We start from the raw sequence: 17,220 nt of genomic DNA on the forward strand, positions 1-17,220 counted from the left end.
TCAGGCGGGGAACCGCCGGTCGACCCCGCGGAAGGTGAACTCGATCAGGGTGGCCGCCGCCGCGGCGACGGCCACCGCGAGCCAGGGCATCCGGGTGCCCACCAGACGCAGTTGGAAGAAGTCCTGGAGCCATGGGACGACGAGGACGACGAGGAACGCCCCGCCCATCGCCGCGACCAGGGCGATCCGCCACCACGTGTACGGGCGGGCGATGATCGCCAGCACCCAGAGGGAGACCAGGAACAGGGTGAGCGTCGCGACGCTCGTCTCGGCCTTGAGGGAGTCGGCCCCGCTGTAGTGGTGGCGTGCGAGCAGGTACGTGGTGAAGGTGGCCACCGCCGCGATCACCCCGCCGGGGACCGCGTACCGCATCACCCGGCGCACGAAGTGCGGCCGCGCCCGCTCCTTGTTCGGGGCCAGCGCCAGGAAGAACGCCGGGACGCCGATGGTCAGGGTGGACAGCAGGGTCAGGTGGCGCGGCAGGAACGGGTAGTCCACCCCCCAGCACACCACCAGAATCGCCAGCAGCACCGAGTAGACCGTCTTCGTCAGGAAGAGCGTGGCCACGCGGGTGATGTTGCCGATGACCCGGCGGCCCTCGGCGACCACCGACGGGAGGGTGGAGAAGCTGTTGTTGAGCAGGACGATCTGGGCGACGGCCCGGGTGGCCTCGGAGCCCGAGCCCATCGAGACGCCGATGTCGGCGTCCTTGAGGGCGAGGACGTCGTTGACGCCGTCGCCGGTCATCGCCACCGTGTGGCCCTTGGACTGGAGCGCGCCGACCATCTCGCGCTTCTGCTGGGGGCTGACCCGCCCGAAGACCGCGTTCTCGTCGAGGACGGCGGCCATCTCGTGCCGTTCGGGGGGCAGCCGGCGCGCATCGACCGTGTTCCCGGCGCCCGGCAGGCCCAGTTTGCCGGCGACCGCGCCGACGGAGACCGCGTTGTCGCCGGAGATGACCTTCGCGTGGACCTTCTGGTCCTCGAAGTAGCGCAGCGTGTCGGCGGCGTCGGGGCGCAGCCGCTGTTCCAGGACGATCAGGGCGGTCGGCCGGGCCCCGGCGGCGACGGACGCGTCGTCGAGTTCGCGGGAGGCCCGGGCCAGCAGCAGGACGCGCAGTCCCTGCTCGTTGAGGTCGTTGATCTCGTCGAGGGCGGGGTCCCCGGCCGGCAGGAGGACGTCGGGGGCGCCGAGCAGCCAGGTGGAGTTCTCCCCGTCGCCCTCGCTGAAGCTGGCGCCGCTGTACTTGCGGGCCGAGGAGAACGGCAGCGATTCGGTGCAGCGCCACTCGGCGCTGTCCGGGTAGGCGTCGATGATGGCCTGGAGGCTGGCGTTGGGCCGCGGGTCGGACTCGCCGAGCGCGCCGAGCACCTTCTTGACGTACGGGGGTTCCGCGCCGCCGAGCGGGCGCAGCTCGGTGACGTCCATCCCGCCCTCGGTGAGGGTGCCGGTCTTGTCGAGGCAGACGACGTCGACGCGGGCGAGGCCTTCGATGGCGGGCAGCTCCTGCACCAGGCACTGCTTGCGGCCGAGCCGGATGACGCCGATGGCGAAGGCGACGGAGGTGAGCAGCACCAGCCCCTCGGGGATCATCGGGACGATGCCGCCGACGGTGCGGGCGAGGGAGTGCTTGAGGTCGGAGTCCTTGACGACGAGCTGGCTGATGACGAGGCCGATGGAGGTCGGGATCATCATCCAGGTGACGTACTTGAGGATGGTGGAGATGCCGGAGCGCAGCTCGGAGTGGACGAGCGTGAAGCGCGTGGCCTCTTCGGCCAGCTGGGCGGCGTAGGCCTCGCGGCCGACCTTGGTGGCGGTGAAGGCTCCGCCGCCCGCGACGACGAAGGAGCCGGACATGACCGGGTCGCCGGGCTTCTTCAGGACGGGGTCGGCCTCGCCGGTGAGGAGCGACTCGTCGATCTCCAGACCGTCGGCCTCGCCGAGGACCCCGTCGACGACGACCTTGTCGCCCGGGCCGAGTTCGATGACGTCGTCGAGGACGATCTCGGAAGTGGAGATCTCGGCGGTCCGGCCGTCGCGGCGGACGCTGGGTCTGGCCTCGCCGATGACGGCGAGGCTGTCCAGGGTCTTCTTGGCGCGCATCTCCTGGATGATGCCGATGCCGGTGTTCGCGATGATCACGTAGCCGAACAGGCTGTCCTGGACCGGCGCGACGAACAGCATGACCACCCACAGGACGCCGATGATCGCGTTGAAGCGGGTGAAGACGTTGGCGCGGACGATGTCGGTGGTGGAGCGGGACGAGCGGACGGGGACGTCGTTGACGTCGCCGCGCGCGAGGCGTTCGGCGACCTCGGCGGTGGTCAGGCCGCCGGGCCTGAACCGGGGGGCGGGCGGGCGGACCGGGTGCACCGGGTCCAGCTCCGCCCCCGCGTCGATGGCGGCGTGGCCGGAGCCCGCACCGCGGCCCGGCTCCGGACCGCCGGGTCCGATCTCTGCCCGCTGCGTCATGCTTTCGACGGTAAAGGGGGTTGCGTCCCTTCACCCGCCGAGACGGACGAATATCCGACCTCAGGATGACCCGGATCGTCCCGTGGTCGGGCGGCGGGCCCGGGCGGGCGTACGTCAGCCGGCGTGCGACTCGGGGGCCGCCGGGCCCGGAGCCCCCTCGGCCCCCTCGGCCCCCTCGGCCCCTTCGGCGTCGCGCGCGGCCAGCTCGGCGGCATGGCGCTTCAGGGCCGCGTCCCGGCCACGGACGTACCAGAGGCCGATCAGGCCGAGGAAGCCGCCGGCCGCGCAGCACCACACCCACCACAGCAGGTCCCGGTCGGCGAACCAGCCGTAGAACGGGAGCTGGACGAGGAACAGGGCGAACCAGAGGATCGTGCCGCCGGTGACGGTCGCGACGACCGGGCCCTCCAGGGGCTCCGGCGCCTCGTGCTTCGCAGTCCATTTCGCCATGGCCTCAGTTTAGGCGGGCCGCCCCCGGCCACCCCCGCCTCCCCCGGCCGGCCCCGGCCGCCCGTCTGCCCGCGGCTGTCTACGCGCGGAGATGGACGGGCTTTCGCTCATGTGTTCATACTGAAACGGTTTGGGCTCGGCCCATTTTCCTCGTAGGAACCCCCAATGAGCGTTGAGGACCGTATGAGCACGTCGGCCCCCGCCCCCGCGGACACTCCCCCGGCCCCCACCCCCCGGGGCACTTCCGGCCTCGACCGCTACTTCAAGATCTCCGAGCGCGGCTCGACCGTCGCCCGCGAGGTCCGCGGCGGTTTCGCCACCTTCTTCGCGATGGCGTACATCATCGTGCTCAACCCGATCATCCTGGGCAGCGCGAAGGACATGTACGGGCACCAGCTCGACGGCGGCCAGCTCGTCACCGCCACCGTCCTGACCGCGGCCTTCACCACCGTCCTCATGGGCGTCATCGGCAACGTCCCCATCGCGCTCGCCGCGGGCCTCGGCGTGAACACGGTCGTGGCCCTCCAGCTCGCCCCCCGCATGAGCTGGCCCGACGCCATGGGCATGGTGGTCCTGGCCGGCTTCGTGGTGATGCTGCTGGTCGCCACCGGCCTGCGCGAGCGGGTCATGAACGCCGTCCCGCAGGGCCTGCGCAAGGGCATCGCCATCGGCATCGGCCTGTTCATCATGCTGATCGGCCTGGTCGACTCGGGCTTCGTCTCGCGCATCCCGGACGCCGCCCACACCACCGTGCCGCTCCAGCTCGGCACGGACGGCCATCTGCACGGCTGGCCGGTGCTGATCTTCGTCGTCGGCGTCCTGCTGACCCTCGCCCTGCTGATCCGCAAGACCCCCGGCGCGATCCTGATCTCCATCGTCGCCATGACCGTCGTCGCCGTGGCCGTCCAGCTGGTCGCCGAGCTGCCCGACTCGGGCTGGGGCCTGACCGTGCCCGAGTGGCCGGGCAACCCGGTGGCCGCGCCCGACTTCGGCCTCGTCGGCCAGGTCAGCCTGTTCGGCGGCTTCGGCAAGGTGGGGGTGCTGACCGGCATCCTCTTCGTCTTCACCGTGCTGCTGTCCTGCTTCTTCGACGCGATGGGCACGATCCTCGGCGTCGGCGACGAGGCCAAGCTGATCGACAAGGACGGCAACTTCCCCGGCATCAACAAGGTCCTGCTGATCGACGGCCTGGCCGTCGCCTCCGGCGGCGCGACCTCCTCCTCGGCCACCACCTGCTTCGTGGAGTCCACGGCCGGTGTCGGCGAAGGCGCGCGTACGGGCCTGGCGAACGTGGTGACCGGCGCCCTCTTCGGGGTGGCGCTCTTCCTGACGCCGCTCGCCACCATGGTCCCCTCGCAGGCCGCCACGCCCGCCCTCGTGGCGGTCGGCTTCCTGATCCTGGCGGGCTCGGTCAAGGACATCGACTGGAGCGACTTCACCATCGCCGTCCCGGCCTTCCTGGCCATGGTGATGATGCCGTTCACCTACTCGATCACCAACGGCATCGGCCTCGGCTTCATCAGCTTCTGCGTGCTGCGGGCGGCGACCGGCCGCGGCCGGGAGGTTCCGGTGGCCATGTACGTGGTGTCGGCCGTGTTCGTCTTCTACTACGCGATGCCGGCGCTCGGCCTCACGTAAGCCCGTAGAACTTCTCCGTCTCGTCGACGGCCGCCTTGAAGCGCTCGTCGAAGTCATCGCGAATGAGCGTCCGGACCACGTAGTCCTGGACGCTCATTCCGCGTTTGGCGGCGTGAGTCCGGAGGCGTTCGAGCAGCTCCCCGTCTATGCGCATGCTCAGCACATGTGTCCCCATGCCCGAAAGGGTCGTGGCACGGGCCGTGGACGCGTGTCACTTTCCGCGGCCGACTCACCCGTATGAGTGATGGCCGTGCGCGGCGTAAACCGGTGTTTCTTAGCGAGAGTAATGAGTTATTCTAAGTACATGCCCGACCTTGCCCATGGCGACGATGCTGCCGCCGTGAACGACCTCCGCTCCGCCGTCATGCGGCTGGGCCGACGCCTCAAGCACCAGCGCGTCGACGAATCGCTGAGCCCGACCGAGATGTCGGTCCTCGGCACCCTCGCCCGCTGCGGCCAGGCCACCCCCGGTGAGCTGGCCCGGCGCGAGCACGTCCAGCCGCCGTCGATGACCCGCATCGTGGCGCTGCTGGAGGCCAAGGGCCTGGTCCGGCTGGAGCCGCACCCCGACGACCGCCGCCAGAAGGTGGTCAGCCAGACCGCGGAGGCCGAGGCGATGCTCGAAGAGAGCCGCCGCAAGCGCAACGCGTTCCTGGCCGGGCTCGCGGCCGAGCTCACCGAGGACGAATGGGCCAAGCTGCGCGAGGCCGCGCCCGTCCTGGAGAAGCTCGCGCACTTGTAAGGAACGACGCCAGGAGGCGAACGCTTTTGAGTACGGGAAACGGAGCAGACTCCGCACCCGGCCACATATCCACCTCTACCACTCGCTCCGCGAGCAGGAACCCGGCAGCCCCTCCCGGCGGCCGGGGGATGTTCAGCTCGCTGAAGATCCGGAACTACCGGCTCTTCGCCCTGGGACAGGCCGTCTCGAACACCGGCACCTGGATGCAGCGCATCGCCCAGGACTGGCTGGTCCTGTCCCTGACCGGCTCGGCCTCCGCCGTCGGCATCACCATCGCGCTGCAGTTCCTGCCGATGATGCTCTTCGGCCTCTACGGAGGCGTACTCGCCGACCGCCTCGCCAAGCGGCCGCTGCTGCTCGCCACCCAGAGCGCGATGGGCCTGACCGGCATCGCCCTCGCCGCGCTCACCCTGGCCGGACACGTCCAGGTCTGGCACGTGTACCTGGCGGCCTTCCTGCTCGGCCTGGTCACCGTCGTGGACAACCCGGCGCGGCAGACGTTCGTCTCCGAGATGGTCGGCCCCGCGCAGGTCGCCAACGCGGTCTCGCTGAACTCGGCGAACTTCCAGTCCGCGCGGCTGGTCGGCCCGGCGCTGGCCGGCGTGCTGATCACCGCCGTGGGCTCCGGCTGGGCCTTCCTGCTGAACGGGCTGTCCTTCGCGGCGCCCCTGGCCGGCCTGCTGCTGATGCGTACGAACGAACTGCACCCCGTGCAGCCGCAGCCGCGGGCCAAGGGGCAGCTGCGGGAGGGCCTGCGGTACGTCGCGGGACGGCCCGAGCTGATCTGGCCGATCGTGCTGGTCGGCTTCATCGGGACCTTCGGGTTCAACTTCCCGATCTGGCTGTCGGCCTTCGTGGACCACGTGTTCCACGGGGACGCGGGCACCTACGGCCTCTTCAACACGCTGATCGCGGCGGGCTCCCTGGCCGGCGCCCTGCTGGCCGCCCGGCGCGGCCACTCGCGGCTGCGCCTGCTGGTGACGGCGGCGCTGCTCTTCTCGGCGCTGCTGCTGGTGACGGCGTTCGCGCCCGGCTTCTGGCTGTTCGCGGCGCTGCTGGTGCCGCTCGGGATCTTCGGCCTGACGGTCAACGTCACGGCGAACTCCAGCGTCCAGATGGCCACCGATCCCGAGATGCGGGGCCGGGTGATGGCCCTGTTCATGATGGTGTTCACGGGCGGCACCCCGATCGGCGCACCGCTGGTCGGCTGGGTGACCGACACCTACGGGGCGCGGATCGGCATGGCGGCGGGCGGAGCGGTCTCGCTGGCCGCCGCCGCGGTGATCGCGGTGGTCCTGTCCCGGGTGGGCAACCTCCGCCTGAGCGTGAGCCGCCACGGGGTGGCCTTCGTCCCGTCCCGCCAGACCCTGACGACGGCGGCCTGACCGCCGCACCGGGCCGGCCCCCCTCGGGCCCGGCCCGGCGGCGGCGCCCGGTCAGGAGCGCCGGCGCGACAGCAGCCGCTTCCCGGCCAGCACCAGCACCGTCCCCACCACCAGCACCGCCGCGCCCTTCGGGAAGCTCCCGCCCTGGGGGAGGCTCCCGCCCTGGCCCCCTTGGCCGCCCTGGCCGCCCTGGGCGGCGCCGGCCCCGGCCGACGGGCCGGCCGAGGGGCCGCCGGCGGCGGACGCCTTCACCGGGACCGCCACCACCCGGCTCCCCTCCCCCTCCGAGCCGAACAGCAGTGTGGACCCGTCCGCCGAGTACGTCACCGACTCCGCCTGCCCCTGCCACGGCGCGTCGACCCGCTCCCCCTCGCCCTGCGGCCGCCCGTCCTTCCACGGATAGGAGCGCGCCCAGAAGTACCCGCGCAGCGCGAGGTGCCCGCCGTCCGGGGAGAACGCCCCGTCGGTCACCCAGGGGACGTCCGCCACCCGCCGGAACACGTTCGGCCCCGAGGTCGACAGCCGCTCCGGGCCCTCGTACAGGCCGCCCTTGTCCTCGCTCTTGCTCGCGATGTAGACCCGCCCCGTCACCGGATGCACCATCAGCGCCTCCGCGTTGCGCGCCCCGTCCGCGTACCGCACGGTGAACTGCTCCGCCTTGACGGTGGCGTCGGCGAGCTGCTTCGGCTCCGGGAAGCGGTAGATCCACACGTGGTCCCAGCTGCCGTTCAGGTTGTCGCCGATGTCGCCGACGTACAACTGCCCGTCCGGCCCGAGCGAGATCGCCTCCACGTCGCGCGGCGTCCCGATCCCGGTCAGCGTCACGCGGGCCACCGTCTTCCCGGTCGCCGCGTCCACGGCGTACACGTACGGGCCGTCGTCGCTGTCGTTGTGCGTCCAGTACACGCCGGGGTGGATCCGGCTGGCCGCCAGCCCGCTCGACTCCTTGATCCGCGGGTCGGTGATCGTGAAACCGGTGGCTCCCGCCCCCGGGGACTGCGCCGCCACCGCCGAACCCGGCAGCACGGCAAGGACGGTGGCGGCACACAGGGCAACGGTCGACGGCAACAGGCGCATGCACCAAGCCTGCCAGCACCCCGTGCGTGTCCGGCATCACAGGGGCTCACGCCGTGCGATCCGCGATGATGACCGGATGCGTTTCATGTTCGTCGGCGACTCCATGACCATCGGACGCGCCGGCGACTACACCTGGCGCTACCGGATGTGGCAGCACCTCAACGCCACCTTCGGCGGCCCCTACAAGATCGTCGGCCCGCGCAGCGAGGTCTACGACACCTTCGCGGGCGCGCCCACCAGCCACGAGTACGCCGACCCCGGCTTCCCCGACCACGCCCGCCGCCACCTCGCCGGCTGGGGCGAGGGCTGGCAGCACATGGTCCCGCTCATCGGGCCCGCCTGCCGCTCCGGCAAGGCCGACGTCCTGCTCGTCTCCCTCGGGCTGATCGACCTCGGCTTCTACACCGCGGCCACCGAGACCGCCGCCAACGCCCGCCGCTTCATCGCGGAGGCCCGCGCCGCCCGTCCGGGCATACGGATGGTGCTGCTCCCGGTCATACCGAACGTCCGGGCCGAGTCCGACGCGCCCTTCGCCGCCGAGGTCGCGCGGTTCAACGAGCTCCTGGCGAAGGCGGTCGCCGACCTGTCCACGCCCGCCTCCCCGATCCTGCTGGGCGCGCGCCCGCACGCGTACGAGATCCACCAGGACACCTACGACGGCACCCACCCCAACGCCTCCGGCGAGCACCGGCTGGCGGGCGAGTTCGCGGCGGTCCTGCACCAGGCCTGGGGCATCGGCGCCCCCTACCGCCCGGCGCCGTAGCCGCGCAACACCGCCGTCCCCGCGGGGCCTTGCCTGGAGTGCACTCGAAGCAGTTGGCTAGTGCCCCATGAAGTACACACAGCTCGGACGCACCGGTCTCAAGGTCAGCCGACTCGTACTCGGCACCATGAACTTCGGCCCCCTCACGGGAGAGCCCGAAAGCCACGCCATCATGGACGCGGCCCTGGACGCCGGCATCAACTTCTTCGACACGGCCAATGTCTACGGCTGGGGTGAGAACAAGGGCCGCACCGAGGAGATCATCGGCACCTGGTTCGCCCAGGGCGGCCGCCGCCGGGACAAGACGGTCCTGGCCACCAAGGTCTACGGCGGCATGGCCCCCGAAGGCGAGTCCTGGCCCAACTACGACCGCCTGTCGGCGCTGAACATCCGGCGGGCCGTCGAGGCCAGCCTGAAGCGCCTGAACACCGACTACATCGACCTCTACCAGTTCCACCACGTGGACCGGAACACCCCCTTCGAGGAGGTCTGGCAGGCCGTCGACGTCCTGATCCAGCAGGGGAAGGTGCTGTACGCCGGGTCCTCGAACTTCCCCGGGTACAAGATCGCCCAGGCCAACGAGACCGCAGCCCGGCGCGGCTCCGTCGGGCTGGTCAGCGAGCAGTGCCTCTACAACCTGGCCGAGCGGCGCGCCGAGATGGAGGTCATCCCGGCCGCCCAGGAGTACGGGCTCGGCGTCATCCCGTGGTCCCCGCTGCACGGCGGGCTCCTCGGCGGCGTCATCAAGAAGGAGGTCGAGGGCGGCCGACGGGCCTCCGGACGCTCCGCGGACGCGCTGGCCAACACCGAGGTGCGGGCGCAGGTGCAGGCCTACGAGGACCTGCTCGACAAGCACGGCCTGGAGCCGGGCGAGGCGGCGCTGGCCTGGCTGCTCACGCGGCCGGGGGTCACCGGGCCGATCGTGGGGCCGCGTACGGCGGAGCAGCTCGCCTCCGCGCTGCGGGCGGTGGAGCTGGAGCTCTCGCAGGAGGTCCTGACGGGCCTCGATGAGGTCTTCCCGGGGCCGGGTCCGGCGCCGGAGGCCTTCGCCTGGTAGCGGACGGCCTCCGCCTGGTGGCCGTCGGCCGGGCGGTGGCCGGGCCGCGGCGGATGCCGCGGGCCGGCTACTGGCCTACGGCGGCCGCCACGGCCACCACGACGAACATCAGCACGAGCACACCGGCCATCACACGGTTACGGGTCTTGGGATCCACCCGTCGAGCCTAACGTGTGGCCGGCGGCCCGTGGTCAGCGGCCGAGCGGCCAGGCGGCGACGACCTCGTAGCGGGGCTGTTCGCCGGGGATCCCGCCGGTCGGCAGGTTGCTGCGGACCAGGCTCAGTTCGCCGACCTGCCAGGGACTGCCCTCGAAGCCCTTCAGGGCGTCCAGGTACGGGCGCAGGTCGGCGCCGCCGTGGCTGCGGCCCAGGGTGAGGTGGGCGGTGTACCGGCGGTGCTGCTCCATCGGCACCCCGGCCCGGCGGGCGGCCGCGTCGGCCCGCTCGGCGAGCATCCGCATCGTGTCGATGCCGCCCGCCGCGCCGACCCACAGGGCGCGGTCGCCGAAGTGTCCGCAGCCGTGCAGGCGCAGCGGGAAGGGGTCGGTCCGCTCGGCCGCCCGGGCGAGCCGGGCCCGCAGGTCCGGCAGGACCGGATCGTCCACCTCGCCCATGAAGGCGAGCGTGAAGTGCCGGCCCGCATCCGAGGTCCAGCGGATCCGGTCGTCCCGGCCGGCCAGGTCCTCCCGCACGGCCTGCACGGCCCTGCGCAGCTCGTCCAGCGCCTCCGGGGGCGGCAGCACCGCGGCAAACAGCCTCATGCCGCGGAGCCTAGCGTCCCCCGGCAGCCCCGGCCCGGGGTCGGGGCCCGTCTTCAGGCCAGGCCCTACGCCTCCGCGATCGGGATCTGCTGCGGCGGGGCCGGCTTCGTGCCGTTCACCGGGGCCCCCGGTGCGGCGCCGGGACGGGGCGGCGCGGCGTCGGGCCCGGACATCGACGCCAGCAGCTGACGGGCCAGGCCGAGGCCGGTGCCGCCCATCGTCAGCGCCTTCGCGAACATCTCCGACATGCCCTCGGCGCCGTTCAGCAGCACCATGTGCTCCACGTTCCCGAAGGCGCCCGCGCCCGCCTCCACGATCGCCGGCCAGTTCTCGGCGAGCTGCTGCGCGACGACCGCTTCCTGGTTCTCCGCCAGGGCCGCGGCCCGCGCCTTGATCGCCTCGGCCTCGGCCAGGCCCTTCGCCTTCGCGGAGGCCGCCACCGCGAGCCCCTTGGCCTGCGTCGCCGCCGCCTCCGCCTCACCGGTGGCCCGGGTCGCCTTCGCGGCCGCGAGCCCGCGGGCCTCCGTCGCCGCCGCGTCCGCGGTCGCCGCCGTCGTCACCCGGGTCGCCTCGGCCGCCGCCGCGAGCTCCGTCTCCTTCGCCTTGGCCTGCGCCGCGGAGATCCGGGCGTCGCGTTCGGCCTCGGCCCGGGTCCGGGTCTCGTACGCCGCCGCGTCGGCCGGTTTGCGCACGTCCGCCTGGAGCTGCTGCTCGCGCCGGTGCGCCTCCAGCTCCGCGACCCGCGTCTCCTGGACGACGACCTCCTGGCGCGCCGCCGCCTCGGACAGCGGTCCGGCCTGCCGGGCGGCGGCCGCGGCCTTGTCCCGTTCGGCCTGGTAGCCGGCCTGGAGGATCTCGCTGTCCCGGGTGGCTTCCGCCATCCGTGCGAAGGCGGTCTGCTCGGCCTCGGTGGCGAGCCGGTTCGCCTCGGCCTGCGCGATGCGCGCGTCCCGCTGGACGGCCGCGGCGTGCGGCATCGCCAGGTTCTTGATGTAGCCGGTCGGGTCCTCGATCTCGTGGATCTGCAACGAGTCGACGATCAGGCCGAGCTTCTCCATCTCCGTACCGCAGGCCGCCCGGGTCTGCCCGGTCAGCTTCTCCCGGTCGCGGATCATGTCCTCGACCGTCAACCCGCCCACGATGGACCGCAGATGGCCGGCGAAGACGATGTGCACCCGCTCCGGCATCATCTTCTGCTGGTCCAAGAAGCGGCGGGCGGCATTGGCGATGGACACCAGGTCGTCGCCGATCTTGAAGATGACCACGCCCTTCACCCTCAGCGGGATGCCCTGGTGGGTGACGCAATCCACGTTCAGCTGGGTCTCGTTGAGGTCCAGCGACAGCTTCCGCACCGCCTGCACCCCGGGCAGTACGAGGGTTCCGCGGCCCGTGACGATCCGGAACCCCATGCCCTCGCCGAGGCCTTCGGTCTTGTGCGTGGAACCGGAGATGACAAGTGCCTCGTTCGGTTCGGCCACCCGCCACATGAGCTTGAACAGGCCGACCAAGGCAAGAACTGCGGCGAGAACGATTCCCGCCACGACGCCGACAGACATCGGCAACGCCCCCTTATCGCGGTGCCGTTCGACACCGACGGGGCGAGTCTGCGCCTGCCCGGGCGCGTGAAGAAGACGTCAGGGGATTCTTGTCGCCATCTTGATACGTACACGTCGCAGGCGGTGCCGGACCCGGCTCAGTTGTCGTACGCCGCCATCACGTACACCGTGCGCGGCGGCAGGTGTTCGACGACCGTCACCACCGTCCCGACCGCCAGCCGGCCCGTCCCCGGCGCCGGGTACGCGAGGAAGTGCTCGGCGCCGCCCCGGATGCGCACGATCACCTCACCGACGAGCCCGGGCCCCACCGTCCCGGTCACCCGGCCGTCCAGCCCCACCATGTCGCTCTCCCCCATGCGGCGAGCGTACGCCGCCGCCCCGGGGGAGGGACCGGCCGTGCGGGATCAGGAGTGGCCGAGGTCCGCGGACGGGAGGTCGGCCGAGGGGACCGAGCCCGTGTCGGGCGTCGGACGCAGCGGGAACTCGTCCGCGGCCATCGAGTCCAGGACCGGCGGCGCGGGCCGCAGCGGCTTCGGCATGACCGCGGCCTCCGAGTGGCCGCCGCAGCCGTACGACAGGGACACCAGCCGGCCGTCGGCCGGGCTGAACTCGTTCGCGCAGACACCGAAGGCCTGGCCCAGGGAGCCGCCGATCGCCACCAGAAAGCCGCAGCTCACACAGGAGGCGGGCGCGGCCTGGGCCATCGGGGTCTTCGCGCCGAAGGACTCGTCCCAGCGGTCGGCGGCGGTGTGCAGCCCGTACCGGGACAGGACCCGGGCGCGCCGCATGCCGAGCTCCTCGGCGACGGCGGCGATGGTGCCGCGGGCGGGCACGACGGTGCGGTCGGTGACGTCGGCGTCCTCCGCCTCCACCAGTTCGGCCATCTCGGTGGAGACGACGGAGTTCGGCGGCGGGGCGTCCTCACCCGTCCAGCCCGGCTCCAGGCGCAGGTCGTCGGCGTCGGTGGGCAGCAGGTCGCCGGGGCCGAGGTCGCCCGGGCGCAGCCGCTCGCTCCACGGCACCCACTCGGGGGCGAGCAGCGCTTCGGAGCCGGGAAGGAGCACCGTTTCGTCGAGGGTGACGTTCTTGGCGCGGGAGGCGCGCGTCACGGTGACGGCCCAGCGCCAGCCCCGGTAGGCGGGGTCCTTGCACTCGAAGAAGTGCGTGACGACCCGGTCGCCCTCGGCGACGACGGAGACGTGCTCGCCGACCACACCGGGCGCGGCGGCTTCCTCTGCCGCCGCACGGGCGAGGTCTACCGCCTCGGCGCACAGGCGGTCGGGGGTACGGCTTCGCGTCGTCGCAGCACTCACAGGTCTCGTTCTCTCCTACGCCGTCTCACGAGTGCGCCGTCCGTACTGTCGTCCTGAACGACCCGTCGGTCCTGTCCGTACGTGGCGCGGGCGGAGCGGACCAGAGGGCCGCGTCGACGTCCGCACCCGATCGGCCTCGGGCGCACCTACCTGCTATCCATTCTGCGGGATGGCGAAGAGGCGCGCGGCCAAGAGCAACCGCCGGTGGCGCGCTACGCACGCTACCTCCTTCGACGCCCTGGGCCCACATGCAAGGTCCGATTCGCGGACAACCCCGCGCCCCGACGGCGACCCGGCCGGGGCGGAACGCGCCGGGACGGGACCGGGGCGGAACGCGCCCGGGATGGGACGGGGACGGGACCCGGACGGGTCCGTGGGGCACTATGTCGAGTGTGGCACCCGTACGGTCGTCCCGTGACGGCTCGGGACCGGCCAGGCGGGCCGGCCGGGCCCTGGGGCGTGCCCTGCACTTCCCGATCACGGGGACGGCGCGCGGGATCAGGCGGGCCACGCATGCGCACGGGGCCGGCGAATCGGGCCTCGGCAAGCTGATCGAGCTGCACGCCATCAACGGCGCCGGCGATGTGATGATCACCGTGGCGTTGGCGTCCACGGTGTTCTTCTCGGTACCCACGGACGAGGCACGCGGCCGGGTCGCCCTGTACCTGGCCATCACCATGGCCCCTTTCACCCTGCTGGCCCCGGTGATCGGCCCGCTGTTGGACCGGTTGCCGCACGGGCGGCGGGCCGCGATGGCGGGCGCGATGCTGACGCGGGCCCTGCTCGCCCTGATGATGTCGGGCGCGGTGGCCACGGGCGGACTGGAGCTGTACCCGGCGGCGCTGGGGGTGCTCGTCGCGTCCAAGGCGTACGGGGTGGTGCGCAGCGCCGTGGTCCCCCGCCTCCTCCCGCCGCGGTTCTCCCTCGTCAAGGCGAACTCCCGGGTCACGCTGGCGGGCCTGCTGGCCACGGGGGCGGCGGCGCCCGTCGCGGCCGGCCTGCACGCCATCGGGCCGCCGTGGCCGCTGTACGGGGCCTGCGCGATCTTCCTGTGGGGCACGGTGGCGGCGGCCACGCTGCCCCACACGGTGGACGAGGCGAAGGGCGAGCGGCGCGCCCGGCTCTCCACGCACGAGGCGCACTCGCGCAAACCGGGGCTGCGCACGGTGAGCCGGTCGGTGCTCTGCGGCCTGCTGGCGAACGCGTCGATGCGCGTGCTGTCCGGCTTCCTGATCTTCTTCCTGGCGTTCCTGCTGCGCGAGCACCCGCTGGCGGGGCAGAGCGCGGCCGTGTCGCTCGGCATCGTCGGCGTCGCGGCGGGCGTGGGCAACGCGTGCGGGACGGCGGTGGGGGCCTGGCTGCGGGCCAGGGCCCCCGAGGGCATCATCGCGTCCGTCCTCGCCCTGACCCTGGGCGTGGCGATCCTGGCGGCGGTCTTCTTCAGCGGGCTGTTCATGGCCGTACTGGGGGCCACCGCGGGCTTCTGCCAGGCGCTGGCGAAGCTCTCCCTGGACGCGATGATCCAGCGGGACGTGCCGGAGGCGGTGCGGACCTCGGCGTTCGCCCGGTCCGAAACACTGCTCCAGGTGGCGTGGGTGCTGGGCGGTGCGATCGGCATCGCGCTGCCGCTGAACGGGGCGCTGGGCATGGCGGTCGCCGCGGTCGTGGTCGCGGCGGGCACGACGATGGCGCTGCGGGGCCTGCTCACCTCTCCCCGCCACCACCCGGGCTCCTCGCGCCCCCGGGTGGCGTAGGGGGTGTCCGCGGCGCGCCGCAGGTCGGCGGGACCCCGTGCTGCGGCGCGGGCAAGTGGCCCGATAGCCTTCGGCTCATGACCGCACGCCTTTTCTCGGGTAAGGGCCGCCGCAGCGTCGCGGCCCTCGGAGCCGTGTCCGCCGGCCTCCTCCTTCTCTCCGCCTGCGACAAGCCGACGCCGCTGGCGACCGTGACGGTCGGCAGCACGTCGGTTTCCAGCGAGGCCGCCTGCCACGACGGCAAGGAGCTCTCCATGGACAAGGTCCAGGAGTGCCTCACCGACCTGAAGGACGCCAAGACGCTCAAGTACGGGCGCGGGGACACCCTGCGCCTCGGTGTCGAGCCCGACGTCGTCGAGGACGGCAAGCGCTGGCAGGCGGTCCTGGACGGCCAGCCGATCACCGAGCCCTCCTCCAACACCTACCGCAGCTTCCCCGGCGCCGACCTCTTCGCCACCGGCGGCCAGGGCGAGGCCCCGGCCTCCAAGAAGCTGAACATCGTCCAGGTCGCCGAGGACGGCAAGCCCCTCGCCGTCTGGGCCTTCAACATCAAGCTGAAGTAGGCACGCGGCCGGTGCGCGCGCTCGTCGTGACCGCGGTGGCGGCGGAGGCAGACTCCGTCGCGGCGGGTCTCACCCCTCATCCGGACGACCCCGTCACGGCGGAGGCGCGCACCCTGCCCGGGGGCTATCCCGTCCACCGGCGTGATCTGCCCGGACTCGCCGCCGACGTGCTCGTCGGCGGCGTGGGGCCGGCCGCCGCCGCCGCGGGCACGGCCACCGCGCTCGCGCTGGCCGAGTACTCCCTCGTCGTCTCGGCCGGCATCGGCGGCGGGTTCCAGCCCGCCGCCCCGCCCGGCTCCCTCGTCGTCGCCGACGCGATCGTCGCCGCCGACCTCGGGGCCGAGACCCCCGACGGCTTCCTCGACGTACAGGCGCTCGGCTTCGGGCACAGCGTGCACCTGCCGCCCGCCGAGCTCGCCGCCCGCGCAGCCGAGGCCACCGGGGCGCTGCTCGCGCCCGTACTGACCGTCTCCACCGTCACCGGCACCGCCGCCAGTGCCGCCGCCCTCGCCGCCCGCCACCCCCTCGCCGGGGCGGAGGCCATGGAGGGCTTCGGCGTCGCCGAGGCGGCCGCCGCGCACGGGCTGCCGGTCCTGGAGATCCGCGCCGTGTCCAACGCCGTCGGGCCCCGCGACCGCGACGCCTGGCGGATCGGGGACGCCCTGGCGGCCCTCACCGCGGGCTTCCGCGCCCTGGGACCCGTACTCGCCATCTGGGGAGCACGCCATGAGTGAAGCACTGAAGATCGCCTACTCGCCCTGCCCGAACGACACCTTCGTCTTCGACGCCTGGGCCCACGGACGCGTCCCCGGTGCGCCCGCCCTCGACGTCACCTTCGCCGACATCGACCTCACCAACGGCATGGCCGAGCGCGGCGAGCTGGACGTGCTGAAGGTGTCGTACGCCGTCCTGCCCTGGGTCCTGGACGAGTACGCGCTGCTGCCCTGCGGCGGCGCGCTGGGCCGCGGCTGCGGCCCGCTCGTCCTCACCCGCGAGCCGGGCACGGACCTCGCCGGGAAGACGGTCGCGGTCCCGAGCGAACGCTCCACCGCCTACCTCCTCTTCCGGCTGTGGGCGGCGGACGTGCTCCCCGAGCCGGTCGGCAAGGTCGTCGTGCTGCCGTTCCACGAGATCATGCCCGCGGTCCGCGACGGGCGGGTGGACGCCGGACTGGTCATCCACGAGGCCCGGTTCACCTATCAGGACTACGGGCTGCACTGCCTCGCCGACATGGGCGAGCACTGGGAGACCACCACCGGCCTGCCGATCCCGCTCGGCGCGATCATCGCCAAGCGTTCGCTGGGCGCCGAGACCCTCCACGAGCTGGCCGCCTCCGCCCGCACCTCGGTCCGGATGGCCTGGGACGACCCGGAGGCCTCCCGCCCGTACGTCCGCGCCCACGCGCAGGAACTGGACCCGGCCGTCGCCGACCAGCACATCGGGCTCTACGTCAACGAGTTCACCGCCGACCTCGGCGACGACGGGTACGCGGCGGTGCGCGGCCTGTTGACGCGGGCCGCGGCGGAGGGCCTGGTCCCGGCCATCAAGCCGGACGCCCTCGCCTTCCCGCACGCCTGAACGGCGGTGCCCCGCCCCTCCGGAGGAGGAGCGGGGCTGGGGCTGGCCCCTGCAACTACGAAAACGACACTGCGAAATTCTCTGCGGTCGTCCGCGATTGGGAAAACCGAT

17 protein-coding genes are annotated in these 17,220 nt (G+C 72.7%); 9 read left to right on the forward strand and 8 right to left on the reverse strand.

Going from position 1 to position 17,220, the window contains the following annotated elements:
* On the reverse strand, window positions 1-2,472 hold the full coding sequence (locus ABZ128_RS23275; RefSeq protein WP_356850707.1) for an HAD-IC family P-type ATPase: 2,472 nt from the start codon (window positions 2,470-2,472) through the stop codon (window positions 1-3).
* A gap of 114 nt (window positions 2,473-2,586) precedes the next feature.
* Window positions 2,587-2,922: a DUF2530 domain-containing protein gene (locus tag ABZ128_RS23280; RefSeq protein ID WP_356850708.1), complete on the reverse strand. Its 336-nt coding sequence runs from the start codon at window positions 2,920-2,922 to the stop codon at window positions 2,587-2,589.
* Between the two features lie 183 nt (window positions 2,923-3,105).
* Here ABZ128_RS23280 and ABZ128_RS23285 point away from each other — a divergent pair, with 183 nt between their 5' ends.
* On the forward strand, window positions 3,106-4,560 hold the full coding sequence (locus ABZ128_RS23285) for an NCS2 family permease (protein WP_356850727.1): 1,455 nt from the start codon (window positions 3,106-3,108) through the stop codon (window positions 4,558-4,560).
* Here ABZ128_RS23285 and ABZ128_RS23290 read toward each other — a convergent pair.
* Window positions 4,553-4,735: a hypothetical protein gene (locus ABZ128_RS23290; RefSeq protein WP_031146958.1), complete on the reverse strand. Its 183-nt coding sequence runs from the start codon at window positions 4,733-4,735 to the stop codon at window positions 4,553-4,555. The two genes, ABZ128_RS23285 and ABZ128_RS23290, sit on opposite strands and share 8 nt — an antisense overlap.
* 129 nt (window positions 4,736-4,864) lie before the next feature.
* Here ABZ128_RS23290 and ABZ128_RS23295 point away from each other — a divergent pair, with 129 nt between their 5' ends.
* Window positions 4,865-5,302: a MarR family transcriptional regulator gene (locus tag ABZ128_RS23295; RefSeq protein ID WP_356850709.1), complete on the forward strand. Its 438-nt coding sequence runs from the start codon at window positions 4,865-4,867 to the stop codon at window positions 5,300-5,302.
* 26 nt (window positions 5,303-5,328) lie between these two features.
* Window positions 5,329-6,687: an MFS transporter gene (locus ABZ128_RS23300; RefSeq protein WP_356850710.1), complete on the forward strand. Its 1,359-nt coding sequence runs from the start codon at window positions 5,329-5,331 to the stop codon at window positions 6,685-6,687.
* Between the two features lie 51 nt (window positions 6,688-6,738).
* On the opposite strand, the gene ABZ128_RS23305 is transcribed toward ABZ128_RS23300, so the two are convergent.
* Window positions 6,739-7,764, reverse strand: a complete 1,026-nt coding sequence (locus ABZ128_RS23305) for a WD40 repeat domain-containing protein (protein ID WP_356850711.1) — start codon at window positions 7,762-7,764, stop codon at window positions 6,739-6,741.
* A 76-nt stretch (window positions 7,765-7,840) separates the two neighbouring features.
* Between ABZ128_RS23305 and ABZ128_RS23310 the strand changes: the two genes are divergently transcribed.
* Window positions 7,841-8,527 carry a GDSL-type esterase/lipase family protein gene (locus tag ABZ128_RS23310; RefSeq protein ID WP_356850712.1) on the forward strand — a complete coding sequence of 229 codons (687 nt, stop codon included), beginning with the start codon at window positions 7,841-7,843 and terminating at the stop codon, window positions 8,525-8,527.
* Window positions 8,528-8,594: 67 nt separating this feature from the next.
* Window positions 8,595-9,584, forward strand: coding sequence for an aldo/keto reductase (locus tag ABZ128_RS23315; RefSeq protein WP_356850713.1), 990 nt, complete (start codon window positions 8,595-8,597; stop codon window positions 9,582-9,584).
* A gap of 191 nt (window positions 9,585-9,775) precedes the next feature.
* Here the strand turns inward: ABZ128_RS23315 and thpR are convergent, their stop codons facing one another.
* The 4 genes from thpR to ABZ128_RS23335 form a co-directional block, all read right to left on the reverse strand.
* Window positions 9,776-10,345 (reverse strand): RNA 2',3'-cyclic phosphodiesterase, encoded by a 570-nt coding sequence (gene thpR / locus ABZ128_RS23320; RefSeq protein WP_356850714.1) that lies wholly within the window; start codon window positions 10,343-10,345, stop codon window positions 9,776-9,778.
* Between the two features lie 65 nt (window positions 10,346-10,410).
* On the reverse strand, window positions 10,411-11,901 hold the full coding sequence (locus tag ABZ128_RS23325) for an SPFH domain-containing protein (RefSeq protein ID WP_356850715.1): 1,491 nt from the start codon (window positions 11,899-11,901) through the stop codon (window positions 10,411-10,413).
* A gap of 137 nt (window positions 11,902-12,038) precedes the next feature.
* Complete coding sequence (locus ABZ128_RS23330) at window positions 12,039-12,257, reverse strand: hypothetical protein (protein ID WP_356850716.1); 219 nt, start codon at window positions 12,255-12,257, stop codon at window positions 12,039-12,041.
* A gap of 48 nt (window positions 12,258-12,305) precedes the next feature.
* On the reverse strand, window positions 12,306-13,214 hold the full coding sequence (locus ABZ128_RS23335) for a DUF3027 domain-containing protein (RefSeq protein ID WP_356850717.1): 909 nt from the start codon (window positions 13,212-13,214) through the stop codon (window positions 12,306-12,308).
* A 383-nt stretch (window positions 13,215-13,597) separates the two neighbouring features.
* Between ABZ128_RS23335 and ABZ128_RS23340 the strand changes: the two genes are divergently transcribed.
* The 4 genes from ABZ128_RS23340 to ABZ128_RS23355 all read left to right on the forward strand — a co-directional run bounded on the left by ABZ128_RS23340 (window position 13,598) and on the right by ABZ128_RS23355 (window position 17,109).
* Window positions 13,598-14,968: an MFS transporter gene (locus ABZ128_RS23340; protein ID WP_356850718.1), complete on the forward strand. Its 1,371-nt coding sequence runs from the start codon at window positions 13,598-13,600 to the stop codon at window positions 14,966-14,968.
* A 77-nt stretch (window positions 14,969-15,045) separates the two neighbouring features.
* The gene (locus ABZ128_RS23345) at window positions 15,046-15,531 is read left to right on the forward strand and encodes a DUF2771 domain-containing protein (protein ID WP_356850719.1); all 486 of its coding nucleotides are present in this window, start codon (window positions 15,046-15,048) and stop codon (window positions 15,529-15,531) included.
* Window positions 15,532-15,542: 11 nt separating this feature from the next.
* Complete coding sequence (locus tag ABZ128_RS23350) at window positions 15,543-16,265, forward strand: futalosine hydrolase (protein ID WP_356850720.1); 723 nt, start codon at window positions 15,543-15,545, stop codon at window positions 16,263-16,265.
* Window positions 16,258-17,109: a 1,4-dihydroxy-6-naphthoate synthase gene (locus ABZ128_RS23355; RefSeq protein ID WP_356850721.1), complete on the forward strand. Its 852-nt coding sequence runs from the start codon at window positions 16,258-16,260 to the stop codon at window positions 17,107-17,109. The genes ABZ128_RS23350 and ABZ128_RS23355 overlap by 8 nt, the downstream gene beginning before the upstream one ends.
* Window positions 17,110-17,220: the final 111 nt, after the last annotated feature.

It is taken from the genome of Streptomyces sp. NPDC006326 (assembly GCF_040612915.1).
GTDB lineage: Bacteria > Actinomycetota > Actinomycetes > Streptomycetales > Streptomycetaceae > Streptomyces.